Source organism: Comamonas sp. AG1104 (genome assembly GCF_003350425.1).
GTDB classification, from domain to species: Bacteria; Pseudomonadota; Gammaproteobacteria; order Burkholderiales; family Burkholderiaceae_C; genus Comamonas; species Comamonas testosteroni.
Map to the genome: position 1 here is coordinate 629748 of NZ_QQAS01000003.1, position 19000 is coordinate 648747.

Annotated in this window: 17 protein-coding genes; 6 read left to right on the plus strand and 11 right to left on the minus strand. The window is 62.7% G+C overall.

What is annotated here, in order from left to right; genetic code table 11:
- Window positions 1-3 precede the first annotated feature (3 nt).
- Both gph and rpe read right to left on the minus strand, forming a co-directional pair.
- On the minus strand, window positions 4-687 hold the full coding sequence (gene gph, locus DFO48_RS11390) for a phosphoglycolate phosphatase (RefSeq protein WP_114863436.1): 684 nt from the start codon (window positions 685-687) through the stop codon (window positions 4-6).
- Between the two features lie 178 nt (window positions 688-865).
- Complete coding sequence (rpe, locus tag DFO48_RS11395; RefSeq protein ID WP_012840118.1) at window positions 866-1546, minus strand: ribulose-phosphate 3-epimerase; 681 nt, start codon at window positions 1544-1546, stop codon at window positions 866-868.
- Window positions 1547-1577: 31 nt separating this feature from the next.
- On the opposite strand from rpe, the gene apaG reads away from it, so the two are divergent.
- The 6 genes from apaG to DFO48_RS11425 all read left to right on the plus strand — a co-directional run bounded on the left by apaG (window position 1578) and on the right by DFO48_RS11425 (window position 7974).
- Entirely contained in the window at window positions 1578-1985 is a 408-nt protein-coding gene (gene apaG / locus DFO48_RS11400) for a Co2+/Mg2+ efflux protein ApaG (RefSeq protein ID WP_019043152.1), read from the plus strand.
- 20 nt (window positions 1986-2005) lie between these two features.
- Entirely contained in the window at window positions 2006-3973 is a 1968-nt protein-coding gene (locus DFO48_RS11405; protein WP_053283138.1) for a site-specific recombinase, read from the plus strand.
- A gap of 62 nt (window positions 3974-4035) precedes the next feature.
- Window positions 4036-5013, plus strand: a complete 978-nt coding sequence (gene thiL, locus DFO48_RS11410; protein ID WP_114863525.1) for a thiamine-phosphate kinase — start codon at window positions 4036-4038, stop codon at window positions 5011-5013.
- 187 nt (window positions 5014-5200) lie between these two features.
- Window positions 5201-6817 (plus strand): DUF4139 domain-containing protein, encoded by a 1617-nt coding sequence (locus DFO48_RS11415; RefSeq protein ID WP_114863437.1) that lies wholly within the window; start codon window positions 5201-5203, stop codon window positions 6815-6817.
- 21 nt (window positions 6818-6838) lie between these two features.
- Window positions 6839-7432, plus strand: a complete 594-nt coding sequence (locus tag DFO48_RS11420) for a phosphatidylglycerophosphatase A (RefSeq protein ID WP_114863438.1) — start codon at window positions 6839-6841, stop codon at window positions 7430-7432.
- Window positions 7433-7455: 23 nt separating this feature from the next.
- Window positions 7456-7974: a CinA family protein gene (locus DFO48_RS11425; RefSeq protein ID WP_003076173.1), complete on the plus strand. Its 519-nt coding sequence runs from the start codon at window positions 7456-7458 to the stop codon at window positions 7972-7974.
- Here DFO48_RS11425 and DFO48_RS11430 read toward each other — a convergent pair.
- Genes DFO48_RS11430 through cpaB form a run of 9 tightly spaced genes read right to left on the minus strand, consistent with a single transcriptional unit; the run spans window position 7971 to window position 18984 of the window.
- Window positions 7971-9875 carry a TadG family pilus assembly protein gene (locus tag DFO48_RS11430; protein WP_114863439.1) on the minus strand — a complete coding sequence of 635 codons (1905 nt, stop codon included), beginning with the start codon at window positions 9873-9875 and terminating at the stop codon, window positions 7971-7973. The two genes, DFO48_RS11425 and DFO48_RS11430, sit on opposite strands and share 4 nt — an antisense overlap.
- 21 nt (window positions 9876-9896) lie before the next feature.
- The gene (locus tag DFO48_RS11435; RefSeq protein ID WP_114863440.1) at window positions 9897-10322 is read right to left on the minus strand and encodes a DUF3613 domain-containing protein; all 426 of its coding nucleotides are present in this window, start codon (window positions 10320-10322) and stop codon (window positions 9897-9899) included.
- A 20-nt stretch (window positions 10323-10342) separates the two neighbouring features.
- On the minus strand, window positions 10343-12019 hold the full coding sequence (locus DFO48_RS11440) for a tetratricopeptide repeat protein (protein ID WP_114863441.1): 1677 nt from the start codon (window positions 12017-12019) through the stop codon (window positions 10343-10345).
- Window positions 12016-12969 (minus strand): type II secretion system F family protein, encoded by a 954-nt coding sequence (locus DFO48_RS11445; protein ID WP_114863442.1) that lies wholly within the window; start codon window positions 12967-12969, stop codon window positions 12016-12018. Before DFO48_RS11445 ends, DFO48_RS11440 begins: the two co-directional genes overlap by 4 nt.
- Window positions 12969-13937, minus strand: coding sequence for a type II secretion system F family protein (locus DFO48_RS11450; RefSeq protein ID WP_114863443.1), 969 nt, complete (start codon window positions 13935-13937; stop codon window positions 12969-12971). Before DFO48_RS11450 ends, DFO48_RS11445 begins: the two co-directional genes overlap by 1 nt.
- A complete protein-coding gene (locus tag DFO48_RS11455) occupies window positions 13930-15264 on the minus strand; it encodes a CpaF family protein (RefSeq protein WP_114863444.1) in 1335 nt (444 codons plus the stop codon). Before DFO48_RS11455 ends, DFO48_RS11450 begins: the two co-directional genes overlap by 8 nt.
- Window positions 15261-16598: a histidine kinase gene (locus DFO48_RS11460; RefSeq protein ID WP_233506375.1), complete on the minus strand. Its 1338-nt coding sequence runs from the start codon at window positions 16596-16598 to the stop codon at window positions 15261-15263. The genes DFO48_RS11455 and DFO48_RS11460 overlap by 4 nt, the downstream gene beginning before the upstream one ends.
- A gap of 28 nt (window positions 16599-16626) precedes the next feature.
- Window positions 16627-17991 (minus strand): type II and III secretion system protein family protein, encoded by a 1365-nt coding sequence (locus DFO48_RS11465; RefSeq protein ID WP_114863446.1) that lies wholly within the window; start codon window positions 17989-17991, stop codon window positions 16627-16629.
- A gap of 3 nt (window positions 17992-17994) precedes the next feature.
- Window positions 17995-18984 carry a Flp pilus assembly protein CpaB gene (cpaB, locus tag DFO48_RS11470; protein ID WP_114863447.1) on the minus strand — a complete coding sequence of 330 codons (990 nt, stop codon included), beginning with the start codon at window positions 18982-18984 and terminating at the stop codon, window positions 17995-17997.
- Window positions 18985-19000: the final 16 nt, after the last annotated feature.

Here is a 19000-nt window from a genome sequence, read left to right on the forward strand (position 1 = left end):
GCATCACGCAACAAGCTGCGCCAGCGAATCCAGATGAGCCCTGGCCTTGACCGCCGTGATAGGCTGGCCGTGGTTGTAGCCGTAGGTCATCAACACCACGGGGCAGCCCGCTGCATGGGCAGCCTGGGCGTCGTTGCTGGAGTCACCCACCATCAGCGTACGCGCGGGCTCGCTGCCCAGAGCCTTGCAGGTCTCGACCAGGGGCATGGGGTCGGGCTTTTTGCGCGCGAAGGAGTCGCCACCGAACACACAGTCGAAAAAGCCGTCCAACCCCTTGGCGGCCAGCAGGGGCTGGGCAAAGGACAGGGGCTTGTTGGTCAGGCAGGCCATGCGCAGGCCCAGGGAGCGCAGGGCATGCAGACCCTGGGCCACGCCCGGGTAGACATCGGCGAACTGGCCGTTGATGGCCAGGTAATGGTGCTCATAACGCTGCCAGGCCTGGGGATAGAGGGCGTCGATGTCTGCGGCCCCCACATGGGCCAGCACGGAGCGGATCAGATGCTCGCTGCCCTTGCCCACCATGTTCTCGATGATCTGCGGCTTGATAGCCGGCAATTGCAGATCGGCCAGCATGCGGTTGAGCGCTTCGGCAAAGTCGCCCAGCGTGTTCACCATGGTGCCGTCGAGGTCGACCATGACGGCATCCAGTTCCAGAGCGGCGGCGGGAGCGGGCAGATTCAGCTTCATACAACTATCAATTCAGTAGCTGCATGCGCTTTTCAATATTGGGCTTGCAGCCAATAAAATTAAAACATCCATCCCCCGACTCCCAAAGCCGCGCTCGTGTATCGAGCGCAGCCGAAGTCAGGGCTGGGAACCAGGCCTGGGCGGCCTCGCCGCCTCTGTGCAGCGCCTTAAGCGGGAGTCAGGCCAGATTCTTGCGCATGGTGTCGATGACAGCCTTGTAATCCGGCTTGCCGAAGATGGCGCTGCCTGCCACAAAAGTGTCGGCACCGGCATCGGCCACTGCACGGATATTGGCTTCCTTGATGCCGCCGTCCACTTCCAGGCGAATGTCTTTGCCAGAAGCATCGATCAACTTGCGGGCCTTTTCGATCTTACGCAGCGTGCTATCAATAAAGCTTTGACCGCCGAAGCCGGGGTTCACGCTCATCAGCAGGATCAGATCGATGTCTTCGATCATCCAGTCCAGCACCTCCAGCGACGCGGCGGGATTGAACACCAGACCGGCCTTGCAGCCGTGAGCCTTGATGTTCTGAACGCTACGGTGCACATGCTGCGACGCATCGGGGTGAAAGCTGATGTAGTCCGCACCTGCCTTGGCAAAAGCCGTGGCGAGATCGTCCACGGGCTGCACCATCAGATGCACGTCGATGGGCACGGGCTTGCCATCGGGTGTGACCGAATGGGGCTTCAAAGCCTGACAGATCATGGGGCCGAAGGTCAGATTGGGGACGTAATGGTTGTCCATCACGTCGAAGTGGATCCAGTCGGCGCCGGCTGCAATGACATTACGCACTTCTTCACCCAGACGGGCGAAGTCGGCTGACAGAATGGAGGGGGCAATACGGTAGGTGGGGCTCATGGATTGCAATTGTCGCAGTTACCATTAGCTCATGCCGATGAATGAGTTTCTGGTCCAAGTCCAGCCCGCCTACCTGCCCGAGCAATCCGCCCCGGCCGCCGGCGTCTATGTGTTTTCCTACACCATTACCGTCACCAACACGGGTGAGGTGCCCGCGCAGCTGATTGCGCGGCACTGGATCATCACCAACGAGTTGGGCCATGTCGAAGAGGTCAAGGGCCTGGGCGTGGTGGGCCGACAGCCGCTGCTGCAGCCCGGTGAATCCTTCGAGTACAGCAGCGGTTGCCAGCTGCGCACGCCCACGGGCACCATGCGGGGAAGCTATCTCTGCGTGAATCACGAGGGCGAGACCTTCGAGTGCGAGATTCCGCTCTTCGTGCTGCAGATGAATGAGTCCGGCGACCCCATGCCCATGCCCGAGAAGCGCGTTCTGCACTAAGGCGGCCACCCCACATTTGCATGAAGAAAAGCACTCTTGACCTGCCCGGCCTGCTGGCGTCCTTGGACCCTGGTGCGGGCCTTGCACAACGCCATCTGTGGCTGATCCATCTGGCCGAATGGATACGCGCGGCCGAACCCTCTGTCGAAGGCGCCGTGCAGCGCGTGAAACAGATCGTCGAGGCCTTTGAGGCCGACCCCGAAGCGCTGGCCCGGCTGCGCCGCTGGAGCCAGACGCTGATGGAGACGGTGGACATCACCGCCCTGCTGGCAGATTTCGGCTTTGCCCCGCGCACGGCCATGGCCAGCGAAGTGGCCGAGCGCCTGCGCTACAAGTTACTGCCCAGCACTCCCGAGACCGAGGATGCCTCCGAGCTGTTCATGCTGGTCTTTCCCGAGCGTTTCGACGCCCGCTGGCTGCATGCGCTGGACAGCCAGCTCATGGCCCGCATTACCACCTTGCTGACCCCGCAGCAGCAGGATGAAGGCGTGAGCTTCTGGGAGCGTAACCTGCTTGACGCCATCACCTATTGCGCGGGACAGATTCTCTCCACAGGCTTTGCCCCGGAGCTGCGTCTGCGCATGAGCGAGCAGGCACGCGAGGAAAAGCCGTTTCATGCGCTGATCCACGATGTGGAAAACCTGCGTGTGGAGGTCATGCTGCCGCTGCGCACCACCGACAGGCGCGACGCCGCAGCCGCCCAGCTGCGCGAACGGCTCGAGGCCTGCCGCGCCGCCGTATCGTCGGTGTACTCCTATGTCGAGGCCGAAGGCATTTCCGTCGGCCTGATCTTCCGCCTGCGCCAGGTGCGTGCGCGCATTCTGCGCATTCGCCGCCTGCTCGATTGCCTGCTGGCAGAAGACCGCGCCTACGAGACGTCAGAGCTGCTGTCCAACCTGGTGGCCGTGGGCATAGAGCGCCGAAGCGTGCGTGCGCTGATGTCCACCAACTCATCGCTGCTGGCCGCCAAGGTGGCCGAGCGCAGCGCCGAAACCGGCGAGCACTACATCACCCGCGACGGCAGCGAATACCGCAAGATGGTGGCCAAGGCCGCGGGCGGCGGCTTTGTGATGGCCTTCACCACGCTGGCCAAGTTTGCGCTGTATGCGCTGGGCCTGTCCGTCTTCTGGTCGGGACTGGCTGCGGGCTTCAACTACGCCATCAGCTTTGTGCTGATCCAGATGCTGCACTTCACGGTGGCCACCAAGCAGCCTGCCATGACGGCGCCTGCCATGGCCGCCAAGCTCAAGGACATCCAAAGTGATGGCTCCATCCAGGAGTTCGTCGATGAGGTTGCTCATCTGGTGCGCTCCCAGGTGGCTGCCATTCTGGGCAACGTGCTCATCGTCTTCCCAGGGGCGTTGCTGCTGTCGCTGGGCTATGCCTATCTTGTCGGCCACCAGGCGCTCAGCACCCCGCATGCGCGCCAGGTGCTGGACTCGCTGAGTCTGCTGGGGCCATCCGTGCTCTTCGCCGCCTTTACCGGCGTGCTGCTGTTTGTCAGCAGCCTGATTGCCGGCGGTGCGGAAAACTGGTTTGTGCTGCGCAACATCGATTCGGTGATTCGCTACAACCCGCGCATCACCCGCTTTCTGGGCACGGGCCGCGCGGATCGCTGGGCAAGCTTTTTGCGCAAGAATGTCTCCAGCCTGGCGTCCAATATCTCGCTGGGTTTCATGCTGGGCCTGGTTCCTGCATTTGCGGCCTTCTTCGGCCTGGGACTGGAAGTACGCCACGTCACCCTATCCACGGGCCAGATCGGCGTGGCCGTGGCATCGCTGGGCTGGGAGGTGCTGCATGACGATCTGCTGTGGTGGGCCGTGGCCATGCTGCCCTTCAATGCGGCGCTGAATGTGGGGGTGAGCTTCTACCTGGCTTTCCGTGTCGCCCTGCGTGCCCACAACGTCAGCGGCGTGGACCGTTCGCGCATCTACAAGGCTATACGCCAGCGCTTCTGGCGCAGGCCGCTGAGCTTTTTCTGGCCTTGACCATCAACCGCCGCCGACCAGCGGCCCACCAGGCCGCAGCATCGCGGGCGGCCAGAGACTTCATGGGTGAATTCGATCTGATCCGCCGCTACTTCCAGCGCCCCGTGCGTCGCGCCGCCCTGGGCGTGGGCGACGACTGCGCGCTGCTGGCCCCAGCCCCCGGCATGCAGCTGGCCATCTCCAGCGACATGCTGGTCGAGGGCCGCCACTTCTTTGCCGATGTGAACCCGCGCCTGCTGGGTCACAAGGCTCTGGCCGTCAACCTCAGTGATCTGGCCGCCAGCGGTGCCAGGCCTCTGGCATTCACGCTGGCCCTGTCCCTGCCCGGTGCCGACGAAGCCTGGATCAGCGAATTTGCGGCCGGCCTGCTGACCCTGGCCGATGCCCATGACTGCGAACTCATCGGCGGCGACACCACGGGCGGCCCGCTCAATATCTGCATCACCGTATTTGGCGAAGTCCCTGCCGGCCAGGCCTTGCTGCGCAGCGGCGCCAGGGCTGGCGATGAAATCTGGGTCAGTGGCACTCTGGGCGATGCACGCCTGGCACTGGAGGCCATGCTGGGCCATGCGCCCTTGCCTGCCGAGTTGCTGCAGCAGGCCCGCCAGCGGCTTGAAGCCCCCACGCCGCGCGTGGCCCTGGGCCTGGCGCTGCGCGGCATTGCCAGCAGCGCGCTGGATGTCAGCGACGGCCTGCTCGGCGACCTCGGCCATATCCTGGAGCTGTCCAGCGTCGGCGCCACAGTAGACAGTCGCTGCATCACGCCCTTGATGGCGGCTGCCGCCTACACGTCAGGCAGTGCATGGCAACTGGATGCAAGACTGCAGCAGCAATGCACGCTGGCCGGCGGCGACGACTACGAGCTGTGCTTTACCGCCCCAGCAGCCCGGCATGCCGACGTACTGGCAGCAGGCACTGCCAGCGGCACGCCGGTGCATTGCATAGGCCGCATCGATACCGAGCCGGGTCTGCGCGTGATCGATGCGGACGGCACCCTGCTGCAAAACCGCTGGAAGTCCTTCGACCACTTCGGCGGATGAACGCAATGAACTCGGCCCGGACGCAAGAGGCGCCAGGACAGGGATAGGAAACCGCCTGGGTTAAGCTCACGCCCTTGGGGCTTACGCACACAGGAATGCAACAAGGGCCTGCCTGCTGAGGCAGTCGTCTTGCCTGAACCCGTTTTGCGTAAGTCATGTCCCTGTCCACTGCCCACAAGAGCTGCCAATGCGTTCAAGCCGTCTTCTGCCTGTGTCCATGGTCTGTGTCGCAGCTGCTTTGCCCGGGCTCGCCCTGGCCGACGCCAGCAGCCTCAGTGTCTCGGGCAATCGCGCGCCCATCACCGAGGTCACGCTCTATCCCGGCATCGCCGCCGTACAGCGCGAGGCACGCATCGACGCCCAGACCCGTCTGCTCAGCTTTGAATGCCTGCCTGCCAGCGTGGATACGCAGAGCCTGCAGATCAGCGGCGACGAAGGCGTGCGCGTGGGTGAGATCAAGACCCTGATGCAGTCCAGGCAGATGGCTGCCAAGGAATGCACCAGCCCGCTGGATCAGCAGATTCGCGGCCTTGAGGATCAGCTCGCGAACATCGAGGCCGAAGAAGGCGCCGCCAGGCTGGTGGGCGATTTTCTGCAGGGCATGAGCAAGCCCGGTGACGAAGCCAGAATCAGCCCCGCGCAGATCGCCGGCACCAGCCAGGTGCTGCGCCAGACCAGCCGCGACAACAGCCTGCGTGCCCACCAGATTCAGCGCCAGAAGCAGGATCTGCTGGCGCAATTGCAGCCTTTGCGCCAGGAGCGCGACCGCACGGGTTCCGAGCAGTCTCAGGTCATGAAAGTCAGCGTGCAGCTGGCCAGCGCACGCGCGGCCAATGTGCGCCTGAGCTACCAGGTGCGCGGGCCGAGCTGGCAGCCCAGCTACCGCGCCCAGTTGAACACCACCAAGCAGCAGGTGCAGCTGGAGCGCCAGGCCCTGGTCGTGCAGGCCAGTGGCGAGGACTGGAGCAATGTGCGCCTGCGCCTGTCCACCGGCCAACCCAGCCGCAGCACCCAGGGTGTCATGCCGCGCCCCTGGACGGTAGATATCGCCCAGCCGCTGCCCCCCGCCGTACCGGCGCCGGCCCCCGTCGCCATGATGGCGCGCAGCGGAGCCCGGGCGATGCGCGAAGAGGCAGTGGCACCGGACTTGCCGGTGCTCGATGTCTCCAGCATCAACACGGCCTACAGCACGCAATTCATCGTGCCGTACAAGATCAGCGTGCCCTCCAGCGCCGAGCGCATCACGCTGTCGCTAGGTCAGGAAAATCTGGCCACCAGCTTGCTGACCCGCACCGCGCCGGCCATGGAAGAGGCGGCCTATCTGATTGCCACGCTGCAGGCTCCGCCAGGCATCTGGCCAGCGGGCCCGGTAGCTCTGTTCCGGGACGAGGCGCTGGTTGGCAACGGCAGACTGGACTTTGGCAACGCCCAGGCGCTGGCGCAAGGACTGTCTTTTGGTCGCGATGAAAACGTGGTGGTGCGCCGCCTGCCTGCGCAAAGCCACACCGGCAGCGGCGGCTGGGCCAGCAGCAAAACCGAGCGCAGCATCGTGCGCCACTACGCCGTGGAAAACCGCCACAACCAGCCCATCGCGCTGCAGGTGCTGGACTCGGCCCCTGTTTCGCGCAATGAGCAGATCAAGGTGCAGTCGCAATACAGCCCGCAGCCCGCCACCACCAGTTGGAATGCGCAAAACGGCATGGTTGCCTGGGAGCAGAATCTGGCCGCCCGCAGCACGGCTCAGTTCCAGGCCACGCACCAGATCCGCTTCCCAGAAAACCAGCCCATCACCGGCCTGCAGTAAGGCAGCGCGTATCATCACGCCATGACGGATGATCTATCAGATAGCGCCGCAGCGCATACGGATAGTGCGCAAGCAGCTATCAATAACAAAGCAAGCCACGGCATGAGTGCGGCAGGAATCGCCCACCCCAGCGTGAAGTTCATGCTGCAGCATCCGGCCCATTTGATTGCTCTGGGCTTTGGCTCCGGTCTGCCCCGCGTCGCCCCCGGCACGGTGGGCAGCCTGTGGGCCTGGCTGGCCTATCTGGTGCTGGCACTGTGGCTGAGCCCGGCACAGATCGGCTGGCTGATTGCCGCCAGCATTCCCGTAGGCTGGTGGGCCTGCACCGTCACCGCAAGGCATATGCGCGTGGCCGACCCCGGCCATATCGTCTGGGACGAAGTGGTCGCCATGTGGATGGTTATGTGGCTGTGCATGCCCATGGGCTTCTGGGGTCAGCTCACCTGCTTCGCTCTGTTCCGCTTTTTTGATGCCGTCAAACCCCAGCCCGTCAAATGGGCAGACCGTCTGTTCAAAGGCTTCGGCCCGCGCGGCGGCTGGGGAATCATGTGGGATGACCTGGTAGCCGCCTTCTGCACTCTACTGGTCGTGGCCCTCTGGCGGCATTTCTTCTGACCGCGCAAGCCATGGAGGAGACGATGAGCACACAAGCAAGCGGCATCGAAGAACTGGTGCGGCAACTGGCCGCCAGGCTGACCGAAAAAGGCTGGATGCTGGCCACCGCCGAAAGCTGCACCGGCGGCATGATTGCTGCGGCCTGCACCGATCTGGCAGGCTCCAGCCAATGGTTCGAACGTGGTTTCGTGACCTACTCCAACGAGGCCAAGACCGAGATGCTGGGCGTGCCTGCCGAGCTGATCGCCAAGCACGGCGCCGTCAGCGAGGAGGTCGTGCGCGCCATGGCCGAAGGCGCCATACGCAATTCACGCGCCCAGGTCAGCATTGCCGTGACGGGGGTTGCGGGCCCGAGCGGAGGCTCTGCCGAAAAGCCTGTGGGCACAGTCTGGTTCGGCTGGAATGTGGATGGGTGCAGTATCAGCGAGCTGCAGCAGTTCGCCGGTGGCCGCTTCGCCGTGCGGGCCGCAACGCTTCGGCATGCCCTGGCGGGGCTGCTGACGCAACTGAATGCTGACTGCCGGACTAGCCAGCGGGCTTAGAACACCAACTGAACATCGGCAGCGCAATTGAGCTGCACGCCCACGTCGGTGGTGGCCAGGTCTATGCCCAATACCTTCAGCAGCACATTGACCAGTGGGTCGAGCAAGGGCGACAGCACCTGACCGATCAGAGCGGCAACGGCGCCACTCAGCCCACCCAGCAGATCGAACACAGTCCCTAGCAAAGCGGTTAGAAGGCCGTTGGGGCTGCCGGTCGCGGGAATGCGCGTCAGCTGGATTTGACCGACTGTCGGAGCCAAGCTGCCGACGATATTCTTTGCTGCCACGCTCTGGTACAGCGGCGCCTGCTCAAGCCGCGGCGGATTTACGAAGACATGCGGATCGACGATGTTCTCGCCCACGGGCGAGTCCACGGATGCGCCCAGCCCACCGAAATAAAGCGGGGTACGTCCGGCGCCATTGCACCCGAGGCAACCGACGTCGGCCACGACCAATGGCTGCACTATGGGATAGACCTTGGAGGAAAATGCCGCATTGGCGGCATCTGCCGGCGTATTGCCCATCCTCCCTATGCGCAGGTTGGAGACGGCCGTGGTGCTGCGGGTGTGCAGCCATTTGTTGCCGGCCTGACAAGAGTAATCCGTCAGCCTCGCGCTGCCGCTGCCCACATCCAGTGCTATGTCCAACCTTACAGGCGGTGGCAGCACCTGGATATCCATCCATTTCGGAGGAATGCCTCCGAGCAATAGATTCACGGTCGTCAACACAGGCGACAGCAGCACCAGCACGCCATTGACCAGACCCGTTACGGCCGAGGCCAGCGGCACTTCCGCCGAAATCAGCGTGCGCACCTGTGCCGTACGCACAAAAATGGCGTGCTCGCCCGTGGGATTTTGCTTGGCCAGAGACGGATCGCCTATAGCAGACAGCTGCGGCGGCTCTATCACCTTGAGCTTGACAGAGATGCCCACCAGACCCAGCGGCAGATCGAGCGCCGCCACGGCCGCACTGTTGGCGTTGCCCAACTGCGCGACTGCCTGCACGAGATCAAAGGCGCGCAGCCCCAGATCCAGCGCCGAAGCCGGCAGACCTGTCTGCAGTTTCAACAGTTGGCCCAGCGTCAACGGCACTCCGCCCACACTGGCGGCGGCTTGCACGAGTTTTTGCAGCGCATCCACGACCACTCCTGCCGTCTGCTTCTGTCGCACCACGTCCAGCAAGGCGGTGAGCACGCTGCCTACACGCGCATCGGCTTTGAGCAGCCCGTCGTAATCGCCGGCAGCCACATTGAGTTGGACCGCCAGCGCATCAAGAAATTGCAGCAAGCTCACCCGCGTATCCAGCAAACCCTGCCAACCCACGGCATCGATTTTCACGCTCGACTGCAGCAGACCGCTGAACAGCGCATCGAGCAACGGCGACTGACTGCTGTCTACGCTCAGCAGCGTGCTTCGAACGCTCAAGGCCGCCGCAGGGGGCTTGCGCGCCGCGGTGGCACTGGCAACCACCAACCGCCCCTGAGCCTGCCCGGCCGACAGGAGGAAGAAGTACGGCACGCCGCGTGTCACAGTGACCCGGCTCGCATTGAAGGGCGTACCACCAGCCACGAAATAGTCGGTTGCAGCGCCCGCACGCCGGGGACTCCAGCTGCCGCACTCCACGACAAGCGCATCGCCATCGAGCGCAGCTTCATTCAGCCCGTTTTGCCGCGCACTGCTGCGGGCATTGTCCTGGCAGGCCGAAACTACGGTCGCGGCCCCCCCCAACGCCGCCAAATCAGCAATCTTCTGCAACTCGCGCTTCTGCCAGAACATATTGCCGATATCGATGGTTGCCAGGCAGATCACGGCAATCATCAGCCATAGCGCCCCCAGCATCGCCACGGAGCCCGATTGGCGACGAGTGCGAAGACCGCTCAGGCCTTTGGCAAAAGACTGCATGCAGAGAACCTCTCTGACCGCTTAGCGGCTACCACCTGTCTTGCTGCCCACTTGTGTTTCAGCGCTCTCCGGGATCTTGTGGGTAAAGCTCTCCAGATAGCGCTGATAGCTGCGCTGGGCCACATCGCTTGTCACGGGATAGGCATTGCGCGATGCGTACTGGCCGCCGGCCTGCAGCGCCAGCAGATGGCTGGTGGCATCGCCCACACGATTGCTTGCCGGTGGCGTCAGGGAGGCATTGCCCGGAGCCGGAGTCTGAGTCACTGCGGCCTGCGCAGTTGCTGCGGGCATCGCTGCCGCACTTCGGGGCGCACTCATATTGGTCACGCCTGTGCCGAGGCCGGTATTGCCACTGGCCTGCGCCATGGCGACCGAGGCCATGCCCAGTGCCATCAATGCCAGGGTGAATGCGCGGGCCCATGGGATGGATGCTGTCTGCGTATTCATGTGGACTACTCCTTGAAGGTTCAGGGCCAGGCACGCTCGGGCGCACCCGTCTTGGCAGAAGCTGCAGGCTTGCTGCCGGCATCTTCATCGGGTGTCTCAAAAAACAATCCACCCGCCGCTGCGCGCTGCGGCAGCATGGCTCGCACAGCCTGCTTGCCGCCGGATTCACCGCTCTGACGCACTGCGACAGGGTTTGCCGCAGCCATCACCACGGCAGCCTCCGGCACCGACCTTGTCGGGCGCACGGGCTGGCGCGGGATCACGGACTGCGGTGCAGGCTCGGCTTGCAAAGCCATTGCTGGCCGCGTCTGCTGCACTTTGGCGGGCATCGCCTCGGTAAGCAGAGGCTGTTCAGGTTTGGGCGTCTCCTGCTTCGCTGACCGAGAAGCCGTCGCCACGGCCGCCTCCAGTGGCAGTGCAGTTTTAGCTATCGATACAGGAGCTATTTGCGCTTTATTGACAGCAATTTCAGACTGCTTTACTTCTGAAAGTATTTCCAATGAAGCGGTAGCTGCTACATTATCAGGAGCATCCATTGCCTGCCCAGGCACAGGCGGCACGTAGGCATAGGTTTGCGCAGCCGCCGGCATCAGCTGGCTCGCCCCCTGACCGGGGTGACGCGGCCTTCCTGCATCGAAGCTGCCGCCAGAGACCATCCACTGACCACCGCTGGGCGCCCGCTCCACACTCCGCGCCACCATGGGCTGAGCTGCGGGCAGCGGCAACAGGGTCTGGGTCACATGGGAACGAGACGGCACAGAGTCCGCTGCCTTGACTGTCACTACCGGAGCCTTTGCGGCTTCAGGCTCCGGTGCGGGCTTTTTTGCGGCGGGTACCTCCTGCACTGCAGCAGGCTCCGGCACTTCGGCGGATTTCCCGGAACTGGCCACGGCCTCAGGTGCAGTCTTCACTTCCGGACGAGAGAGGTTGACGACCTTTCCGGTCGCAGCCGCGGCAGGCTTTGCTGCGGCCAGACTTGCATCCCTCAACCACTCCCCGGCCTGCTCCTTGACCAGCTGCTGGGTCTGTGCATCCAGCTTGCGCTGGCGCATGAATTCCTCGGCCTGCGCGCTCTGGCCGCTGACCATCATGAACAGGCTCAGGTTGACGTTGGCCTGTGCATCCTCGGGGTTGAGCTGCGCCGCCTGCATCAGGGGAATGCGCGCTGCATTCAGGTCACGCGCACGCAGATAGGCATAGCCCAGATCGGTCAACAGGCGCGAATCCACAGGATTGCTCATGCGCGCCTGCTCCATCTGCTGAGCGGCACTGCGAAAGTCGCCCTGCTCTGCGGCCACACGGCCCAGGCCGTAGCGTGCGGCACCATCCTTGGCGCTGCCCAACAGGCCCTGGTAGATGGGGATGGCTGCACTGAGCTGCCCCACCTGACGCAATGCATCGGCGCGCAACAGCCTCGAATCGCTGGAAGCGCCCCACTGCTTGTCCAGTGCATCCAGGTGCGCGATGGAGGCATACCAAAGCGACTTGGACTGCATCTGCTTGACCAGAGAGAGGTAGGTGTCCTGCGTGTCGACCACCGCCTCCTTCTCCAGCGGCCTGTCTGCTGCGGCCTTGGCCGCGGGCGACAGCACGGACTGGTTCTGCCCCAGCAGATTGCCCATGCTGGAACAGCCCGACAGCAGAGCCATGGTTGCAGCCGCCAATGGCAGCATCAGATATCGGCTTTCTTTTTTCATTTTGTCATCCCTCCCAGTGCCCGGATCACGGCAAGAAACCCCGGTCCGGCTGTAATGATGATCAGGGCAGGAAGCAGCGTCACCACCATGACGCCCGTCATCTTGACCGAGATCTTTCCTATCAACTCCTTCATCTTGGCCTTGCGCTGCTCGCGCAGACGTTCGCCAAAAATGCGCAGCGGCTCCTGCACGGCTCCGCCATATCTGTCGATCTGAGTCATCAGCGATGTCAGATTGGCAAGGTTGTCGTTCTGATAGACCTCGCTCATGCGCCCAAAGGAACGCTCGCGCGTGCTGCCCCGGCTGTACTGCTGGTTGGCCAGCTGTATCTCTCGCGAAAGCACGGGCATGACATTGCCGAAGTCAGAGCCAATCACCTGCAGGGTCTGATCCAGGCTCAAGCCCGTGCCTTGCAGCAAGCCCAGCAAGTCGACGAGCAAAGGCAGCTCTCTGGCGACGCTGGCCCTGCGGCGGCGCGCCACGCTGCGCAGCACCCATTTGGGAAGCAGAAAACCTATGGTGAACGCAGCAAACAGGTAGAGCAGAAATTGTTTGCTGCCCGAAAGAACAAAGGCAGCAAGCAGCACAAGCAATACAGAGACCACGCAGCGCGCTATCAGGTATTGCAGCTGCGCGCGAGTCGACCCCCAGCCGCATTTGCTCAGCAAAATGCGGTCTTCCTGTGCCACCAGCGCCTTGCCAAACGAGGTATTGAGCCAGTGTGCAGGCAGATCGCCATCGCCATTGAGCGAGCGCAGCAGATCTGCGGGCCTGGCAGGCGCTGCCGCCTCATTCGCCGCAACCGCGCCGCTGCGGCTCAGTGCATCCTGCACCACCTGACTGCTGCGTTCGCGTCGCTGATGTGCATAGGCAATCAAAGCCGCACCAATCAGCGCCGCCAAGGCCACAAATGCCACGCTCAGCATCAGCAAAAGACGGGATGTCTCCATCAGTCGGCCCCCTCATCGAGCTTGGCCATGCGGTAGAGCAGCAGCACACCAAAGACCTGCAACGCAGCCGCTGCCCAGATGATGTTGCGGCCACTGGCGTCATTCCACATCCTCAGGAAATAGCTCGCGTTGAAGGAAATGATCAGACAGCACACGGCCACCGGCAGCAGACTCAGCACCCAGGCCGACAATCGCGTTTCGGCCGTCATGGCAGACAAGTCCTGCTCGGCCTGCTCGCGGTCGCGCATGAAATTGGCCACACGCTCCAGCAGCAGGTCGACCCGGCCGCCATAACGCACGCTGATGCGCAAAATAGCTGCCAGCAAGTGCAGCTCGTCCAGTCTTGTCTGCCTGGCCACATGGGCCACCGCATTTTCCAGATCCATGCCCGCGCGGGCCAGACTGGCGGCTTTTTCCATGACCGACTGCAACGGGTCTTTGGTGCTGGCTGCAGCCATCTGGAACGCTGCCTGAACGGAGTTGCCAATGGTCACCAGGCGCACCGTGTTGTCGAGAAAGCCAGGCAACTGCTGCGTGAGCCTGGTGCGGTACTTCTGTGCCCGCGTGTAAAGCAAAAAGAAGAAGCCAATTCCCAGCACCACCAGCGCTGCACTACCGGCCAGCCAGCCAGCAGCAAAGCCAACGGCCAAAAACGTCGCAGCAATCAGGACCAATCCGCCATAGAAAAGTCCGGCACTGGCCGTCCCCAACAAAGCGGCGGGAACCGGCCATCCTGTTTTTTTCTCATGACCCAGCAAAGCATCCGCCACGGAGCCGTCAAAAGCCGATGCCGCGGCATCCTTGGCCGCAAACCCAGCCGCAGCTGCTGCGCTTTTCTCCAGGCTCTGCTCCAGATGCCTGGTCATACGGTGCGTCTTCTGCTGCCGGCTGACAAACATCCACAGCGCCATGGCGGCTGCAGCAATCAGCAGCGCCAGGCTCAGGAGTAAAAACGCATTGCTAGCCATGACGCAGTCCCGCATGGCTTGCGCCGTTACCTCCCGCGTGCTGCAGCACCGCGCGATAGCGTGCCAGCTTGGGCGTATGCGGCACCATGCCCAGCGTGGTCCAACGCTCCAGATCCTCGCCGTCGGGCTGGGGCAGCAGCTCGTGACGATAGAGCTCCTGGGTGGCAATCACGCTGTCGATGATGCCCGTGACTTCGGTGATCGATGTGATGCGCCGCTTGCCATTGGGCAGGCGGCTGATCTGCACGATGAAATCGAGCGCATTGGCAATCTGGCGGCGCAGGCTGACCTCGCTGCCCTGAAAGCCCGCAAAGCCGGCAAGCATCTCCATGCGGTGCAGACACTCGCGCGGAGAGCTTGCATGGATGGTGGCCATGGAGCCGTCGTGACCGGTGTTCATGGCCTGGAGCATCTCCAGCACTTCCGCGCCACGCACCTCGCCCACCACAATGCGATCCGGGCGCATGCGCAAGCTGTTGCGCAGCAGATCCCGAATGGAAACCACTCCCGCGCCTTCAAAGCCACCGGGACGGCTTTCCATGCGCACCACATGAGGGTGAGGCAGCGTCAGCTCGGCCGTGTCCTCAATCGTCACCACCCGCTCATTGCCGGGGATAAAGCCCGCAATCGCATTGAGCATGGAGGTCTTGCCGCAACTGGTGCCGCCGCTGATGAGAATATTGCAGCGTTCGCGCACCGCCAGCTCCAGCAAGCGGGCCATGCCTTCGTCCATGGTGCCGAAGTCGACCAGATCCTGGACTCGCAGCGGATCATTGCGAAACTTGCGGATCGAAACCGCCGGCCCGTCCAGCGACAAAGGCTCTATCACCACATTGATACGGCCGCCGTCCGGCAAACGTGCATCGACCATGGGCGTGGATTCATCAAGGCGCCGGCCCAGCGGGGAGATGATGCGGCGTACGATGCGCAGCACATGGGCGTTGTCGGTGAAGTGCAAGGCCTCCTGCTGCAAAATGCCCTTGCGCGAAACGAATACGCGCTGATAGCCGTTGATCAGAATGTCCTCGACCTCCGGGTCGGCCATCAAGTCGTCAAGCGGCCCCAGCCCCGACAACTCCTTGTTCAGTGCCTGCGCAATCCATTGCACCTCCTCGTCATTGACGGGAAAGCGCTGCTGACGCACAAACTGCTCCAGCTCCTGGTGCACAAACTGGCGCACACGGCTGGTTGACCACTTGGCAAACACTGCCCCCAGTTCCTCCACACGCGTCAGCAAATGCTCATGCGCGACGTTCTTGATCAGCAGCAGTTGCTTGGAGTCCGAAAAATGACTGGTTTTTTCGGCGAAAACAATGTCCATGCTCATTCGCCTCTCCTCAATCGCTTGGCCCATTGCCCCAGAACGCCCGACACTGGCGCCGCGACCTTGTCGGCCGCAACCGCTGCGCTGAGCAATGCTCTGGCCATGCTTCTGACGCAAGTCACATAGGGGTCACCGCGCAGCGACTGCGACAACAGCTGGCCGCAGCTGGCGGCATTCAGCAAAACCGTGGATCGGTCCGGAACCACATGTAGCAGCTCCAGACCAAGGCGCTGCGCGACCTCTTTGGCGGGCAGCCCGGCTTGTGCATTGAAGCGGTTGAGCACCAGCTTGAGCGTGCCGCGATTGACGCCCTTGGCATCGAGCTCCTTGAGCATCTGCGCCGTAGACACAATGCCTCCCAGTGACTGGTCACAAACCACCCAGCCTAGCCCGCTCTCGCGCAGCAAAGGCGCCAGAAAATCAGCCTGAACCATGCCGCCCAGATCGATCACCTGCACCCCTAGCAGGCTCTTGAGCGTATTGACTACGCCCGCTGCAGCCGCAGGGCTGACTTCGCGCAGCATGCCCAGATCGGAAGGCCAGGCCAGAGTCACCGCGCCCGTGGAGTGCTTGGCAAACGCCGAGTTGATCAGCGTCGCGTCCAGCCTGCGCATATTCTGAACCGCGTCCACAAAGCTGAAGTCACCCGCGATGCCCAGATAAAGCAAGCCATCGCGTGCAGGCAAACCCAGATCCAGCAATGCCGCGTGCGCAGACTCATCCTGCGGCAGCTGACTTGCGCCAAAGGGCCGAGCAAGCTGCTTTTTGTTCTGGGCGCCTCGCACGTCATAGGCATGCATCTCCTGGAACATCACGGCCAGATGCGTTGCCAGCGTAGTCACCCCCATCCCGACACGAGCTCCCAGCAAAGGCAGGGAAAAGCCCTTGGTTTCCGGCTCCAGCGCCACGGCAGCAGGCAGCTGAGTGCGTGCATGCATCTGATGCCTGACGGCTGCATTGGCCTCTCCTTCGGACGCATCCCAGTCAATGAATTCGGCCACACCACAGCGCAGGGCCGCACGCATGGAAGCGGGCTCGGCTGCAGAGCCGGATCCCATGATCACCACACCGGGGAATGCGGCACGCAGCTCGCTGACCAGGGCGATGGCAGCCTCCGTCATGGGAGCCGAGAAATCCGCCACCACCACGCCAAGCCCAGGCGCCGAAATCGCAGCGTGAAGCGTTGCCAGATCGCCAGCCACCGGTATCACTTCCGCATCGCTGCCCAGAGCACTCGCCAGCCAGAAAGCGTGCGATGACGACTGCGTCACCAGCACCACGCGGACATTGCTGCGCGCAGACCCTGGCTGCGCGGTATTGAGCTGGGATGAGTCCATGCGCATATTCATGTCTCTACTCTGACACTCAGCGCGAGAAGCCTGGCGCCACGCTAGACGACAGGCCTCCCGCGATCCATGGACCCCACACCGCAGGATCACGCTGCTCGGTGCGCCCGGGCAGCAGCGGCTCCACATTCACATCGCGGGCCAGCGGCTTGACAAGGCGCGGCGTGACCACAATCGCCAGCTCGCTCTCCTTTTGCTGAAACTCCTGGCGCTTAAATAGCACACCCAAAATCGGGATATCGCCCAACAAAGGAACCTTGTCGGTGCCTGATGTGGTGTTGCGGCTGACCAGGCCGCCAATCACAAAGCTTTCGCCGTCGCCCAGCTCCACCGTCGTATCGGCACGGCGCGTGGTAATCGAAGGGACGGTCGCGCTGTTCAGAACAATGGTGTTGGCATAGTCCAGCTCGCTGGCCTCAGGCGCCACCTTGAGCACGATGCGATCGTTGGACAGCACCGTGGGAGAGACCGTCAAACCAATGCCGTAAGGCTTGTACTGTATGGCCACCATGCCCGTGCCCGCAGGCACGGGAACCGGCACTTCGCCGCCGGACAGAAAATTGGCGCTTTGGCCGGACAAAGCCACCAGGGTCGGAGCCGCCAGCACCCGCGCCAGATTATTGCCTTCGAGCATGCCGATATTGACACCGATGCCGGCCTTGTCGAACTGCATCAGCAAGTTGAAGGCCTGAGTCAAAGGATTCGCAGAGGCGCCCGTCGTGGAACTCCCCCCGCTAATGCCATAAGAGCCGCGTCCAAAAATGCCAAAGCTGAAGCCGGAGCTGTTAGGGGACGTGCTGAACAGGTTGAGACCCACCTTCTTCATCTGGGTCTTGTTGAACTCGACCACCTTGACATCGACCTGCACCACATTGCTCTTGAGCTGGACGCTGGAGAGATCGACGGTCTTGGCCTTGTCAGCCGACTGCGCGTTCGCCAACTCACCGGCAAACTGCTGCTCTATCAGGCTGGAGGCCCTGGCTGTGCGCAAGTCCACACGCTGTTGCACATTGAGCATATAGCTCTGCGCCTGCGCTTCACCGCGCGGCCACACCATGAAAGATGTACTGCCGGGCTTGAGCGGGCTCAACAAGATCTTGGCGGCAGCACCCTTGCCCGCACGCTTGATATGCACCGCCGCAATCGTGTCGTCGCCGATTGCAATGCGCTCCACACCGCCAGGCAGATCCAGCTCATGCTGAGCCCCCATGACCAGCTTGATTTCCCTGGCTGCTGTTGCTTGCTGCGCTCTGCTTTCGCCTGCATTGGGGGCCTGCTGCGCAAGGGCCGGGACAGTGACGGCACTCAAGGACAGGCCGCAGAGCAGATGCAGCGGCTTCATTGGCGCAGTGCGGGTCGAGATCCAGAAAATCTTGTTATTCATAGCTCAGTACCGCACGGTTTGAGAGTTGGCGCCACGTACAAATTCAACAGGCAGGGAGGTGTCTGCAGATGCAGTACGCGTGCGCGGCACTGCAGGCTTGGCAACACCAGCTGTCATCGGCTTGGCAGCACTCGTGCGCGCTGCAGAAGTGCCTGCAGACCCAGCCAGGCTGCTCATGGCCACACCGGCCTGCGCTGCGTCAGCACCTTCCAGCGGCGCTACAACAGCGCCTTTGGGCATGGCCACAGTCAGCACGCCGGGCAGCGGCGCAAACTTTTCCATGTCCGGCTCTGTCATATCCGTCGGATTGCGCAGTGCTAGTACCAAGCTGCCGCTAGAGCCTCCCAAGGCCAATTGACTCACCTCTGCCACAGGTACTGCAAGCACTGCGGTGCGTGCGTTGTCAGGGCCACTGGCCTGCTTGCCGTCAGTTTTTTCAGCCGTGGTCAGTGCATCGACTGATGCAGCGCCATAGGCAAGCACGCGCTTGCGCGAAAGCAGCAAGCGAGCCTGGCTCTGGTCGATTTCATTGCCATCGCGGCGCAGAACAAAAAACACATCGACAAAGTCGCCTGGTCGTATACGGTTGCCTGCGCCAATGCTTTCATCGACCTTGACAGCAACAGCACGCTCACCTTCTGCGACCTTCAGGGCAAGGCCCGTCACCATCTGCCCTTTGAGCACAGGAGCGCCTTTGGGGATGTCAACCGCTGGCACAGACCCCACTGCAGCAGCCACATCGTCATAAGCACCATCAAGCTTGGAAGGAAGAGCGGAGAGTTGAAGGTCCTCGGCTTTGAGCGCTTGCCCAGCAGGAATGGCTTGTGCCGCCACAACGACGCTCACGTCGGCGCTGGACTTGCTGTCGCTATTGCTGGCCTGAACTTGAGGGTCACTCGCTTGAGGCGTCTTGGCCAGCATCCAGCCATAAACACCCAAGGCCAACGCAATGGCCAGCAATACACCGACAGCGATCTTTGCGAGATTCACCATAACTTCCTCTCTTCAT

Excerpts from the sequence above, each read along its gene's own strand:
- thiL (WP_114863525.1), top strand. The coding sequence starts at position 4,036 with ATGGGTGAATTCGATCTGATCCGCCGCTACTTCCAGCGCCCCGTGCGT.
- DFO48_RS11425 (WP_003076173.1), top strand. The coding sequence starts at position 7,456 with ATGAGCACACAAGCAAGCGGCATCGAAGAACTGGTGCGGCAACTGGCC.
- DFO48_RS11455 (WP_114863444.1), bottom strand. The coding sequence starts at position 15,264 with ATGAGCATGGACATTGTTTTCGCCGAAAAAACCAGTCATTTTTCGGAC.
- gph (WP_114863436.1), bottom strand. The coding sequence starts at position 687 with ATGAAGCTGAATCTGCCCGCTCCCGCCGCCGCTCTGGAACTGGATGCC.
- DFO48_RS11465 (WP_114863446.1), bottom strand. The coding sequence starts at position 17,991 with ATGAATAACAAGATTTTCTGGATCTCGACCCGCACTGCGCCAATGAAG.
- apaG (WP_019043152.1), top strand. The coding sequence starts at position 1,578 with ATGCCGATGAATGAGTTTCTGGTCCAAGTCCAGCCCGCCTACCTGCCC.
- rpe (WP_012840118.1), bottom strand. The coding sequence starts at position 1,546 with ATGAGCCCCACCTACCGTATTGCCCCCTCCATTCTGTCAGCCGACTTC.
- DFO48_RS11435 (WP_114863440.1), bottom strand. The coding sequence starts at position 10,322 with ATGAATACGCAGACAGCATCCATCCCATGGGCCCGCGCATTCACCCTG.
- DFO48_RS11445 (WP_114863442.1), bottom strand. The coding sequence starts at position 12,969 with ATGGAGACATCCCGTCTTTTGCTGATGCTGAGCGTGGCATTTGTGGCC.
- cpaB (WP_114863447.1), bottom strand. The coding sequence starts at position 18,984 with ATGGTGAATCTCGCAAAGATCGCTGTCGGTGTATTGCTGGCCATTGCG.
- DFO48_RS11450 (WP_114863443.1), bottom strand. The coding sequence starts at position 13,937 with ATGGCTAGCAATGCGTTTTTACTCCTGAGCCTGGCGCTGCTGATTGCT.
- DFO48_RS11460 (WP_233506375.1), bottom strand. The coding sequence starts at position 16,598 with ATGGACTCATCCCAGCTCAATACCGCGCAGCCAGGGTCTGCGCGCAGC.
- DFO48_RS11420 (WP_114863438.1), top strand. The coding sequence starts at position 6,839 with ATGACGGATGATCTATCAGATAGCGCCGCAGCGCATACGGATAGTGCG.
- DFO48_RS11440 (WP_114863441.1), bottom strand. The coding sequence starts at position 12,019 with ATGAAAAAAGAAAGCCGATATCTGATGCTGCCATTGGCGGCTGCAACC.
- DFO48_RS11430 (WP_114863439.1), bottom strand. The coding sequence starts at position 9,875 with ATGCAGTCTTTTGCCAAAGGCCTGAGCGGTCTTCGCACTCGTCGCCAA.
- DFO48_RS11415 (WP_114863437.1), top strand. The coding sequence starts at position 5,201 with ATGCGTTCAAGCCGTCTTCTGCCTGTGTCCATGGTCTGTGTCGCAGCT.
- DFO48_RS11405 (WP_053283138.1), top strand. The coding sequence starts at position 2,006 with ATGAAGAAAAGCACTCTTGACCTGCCCGGCCTGCTGGCGTCCTTGGAC.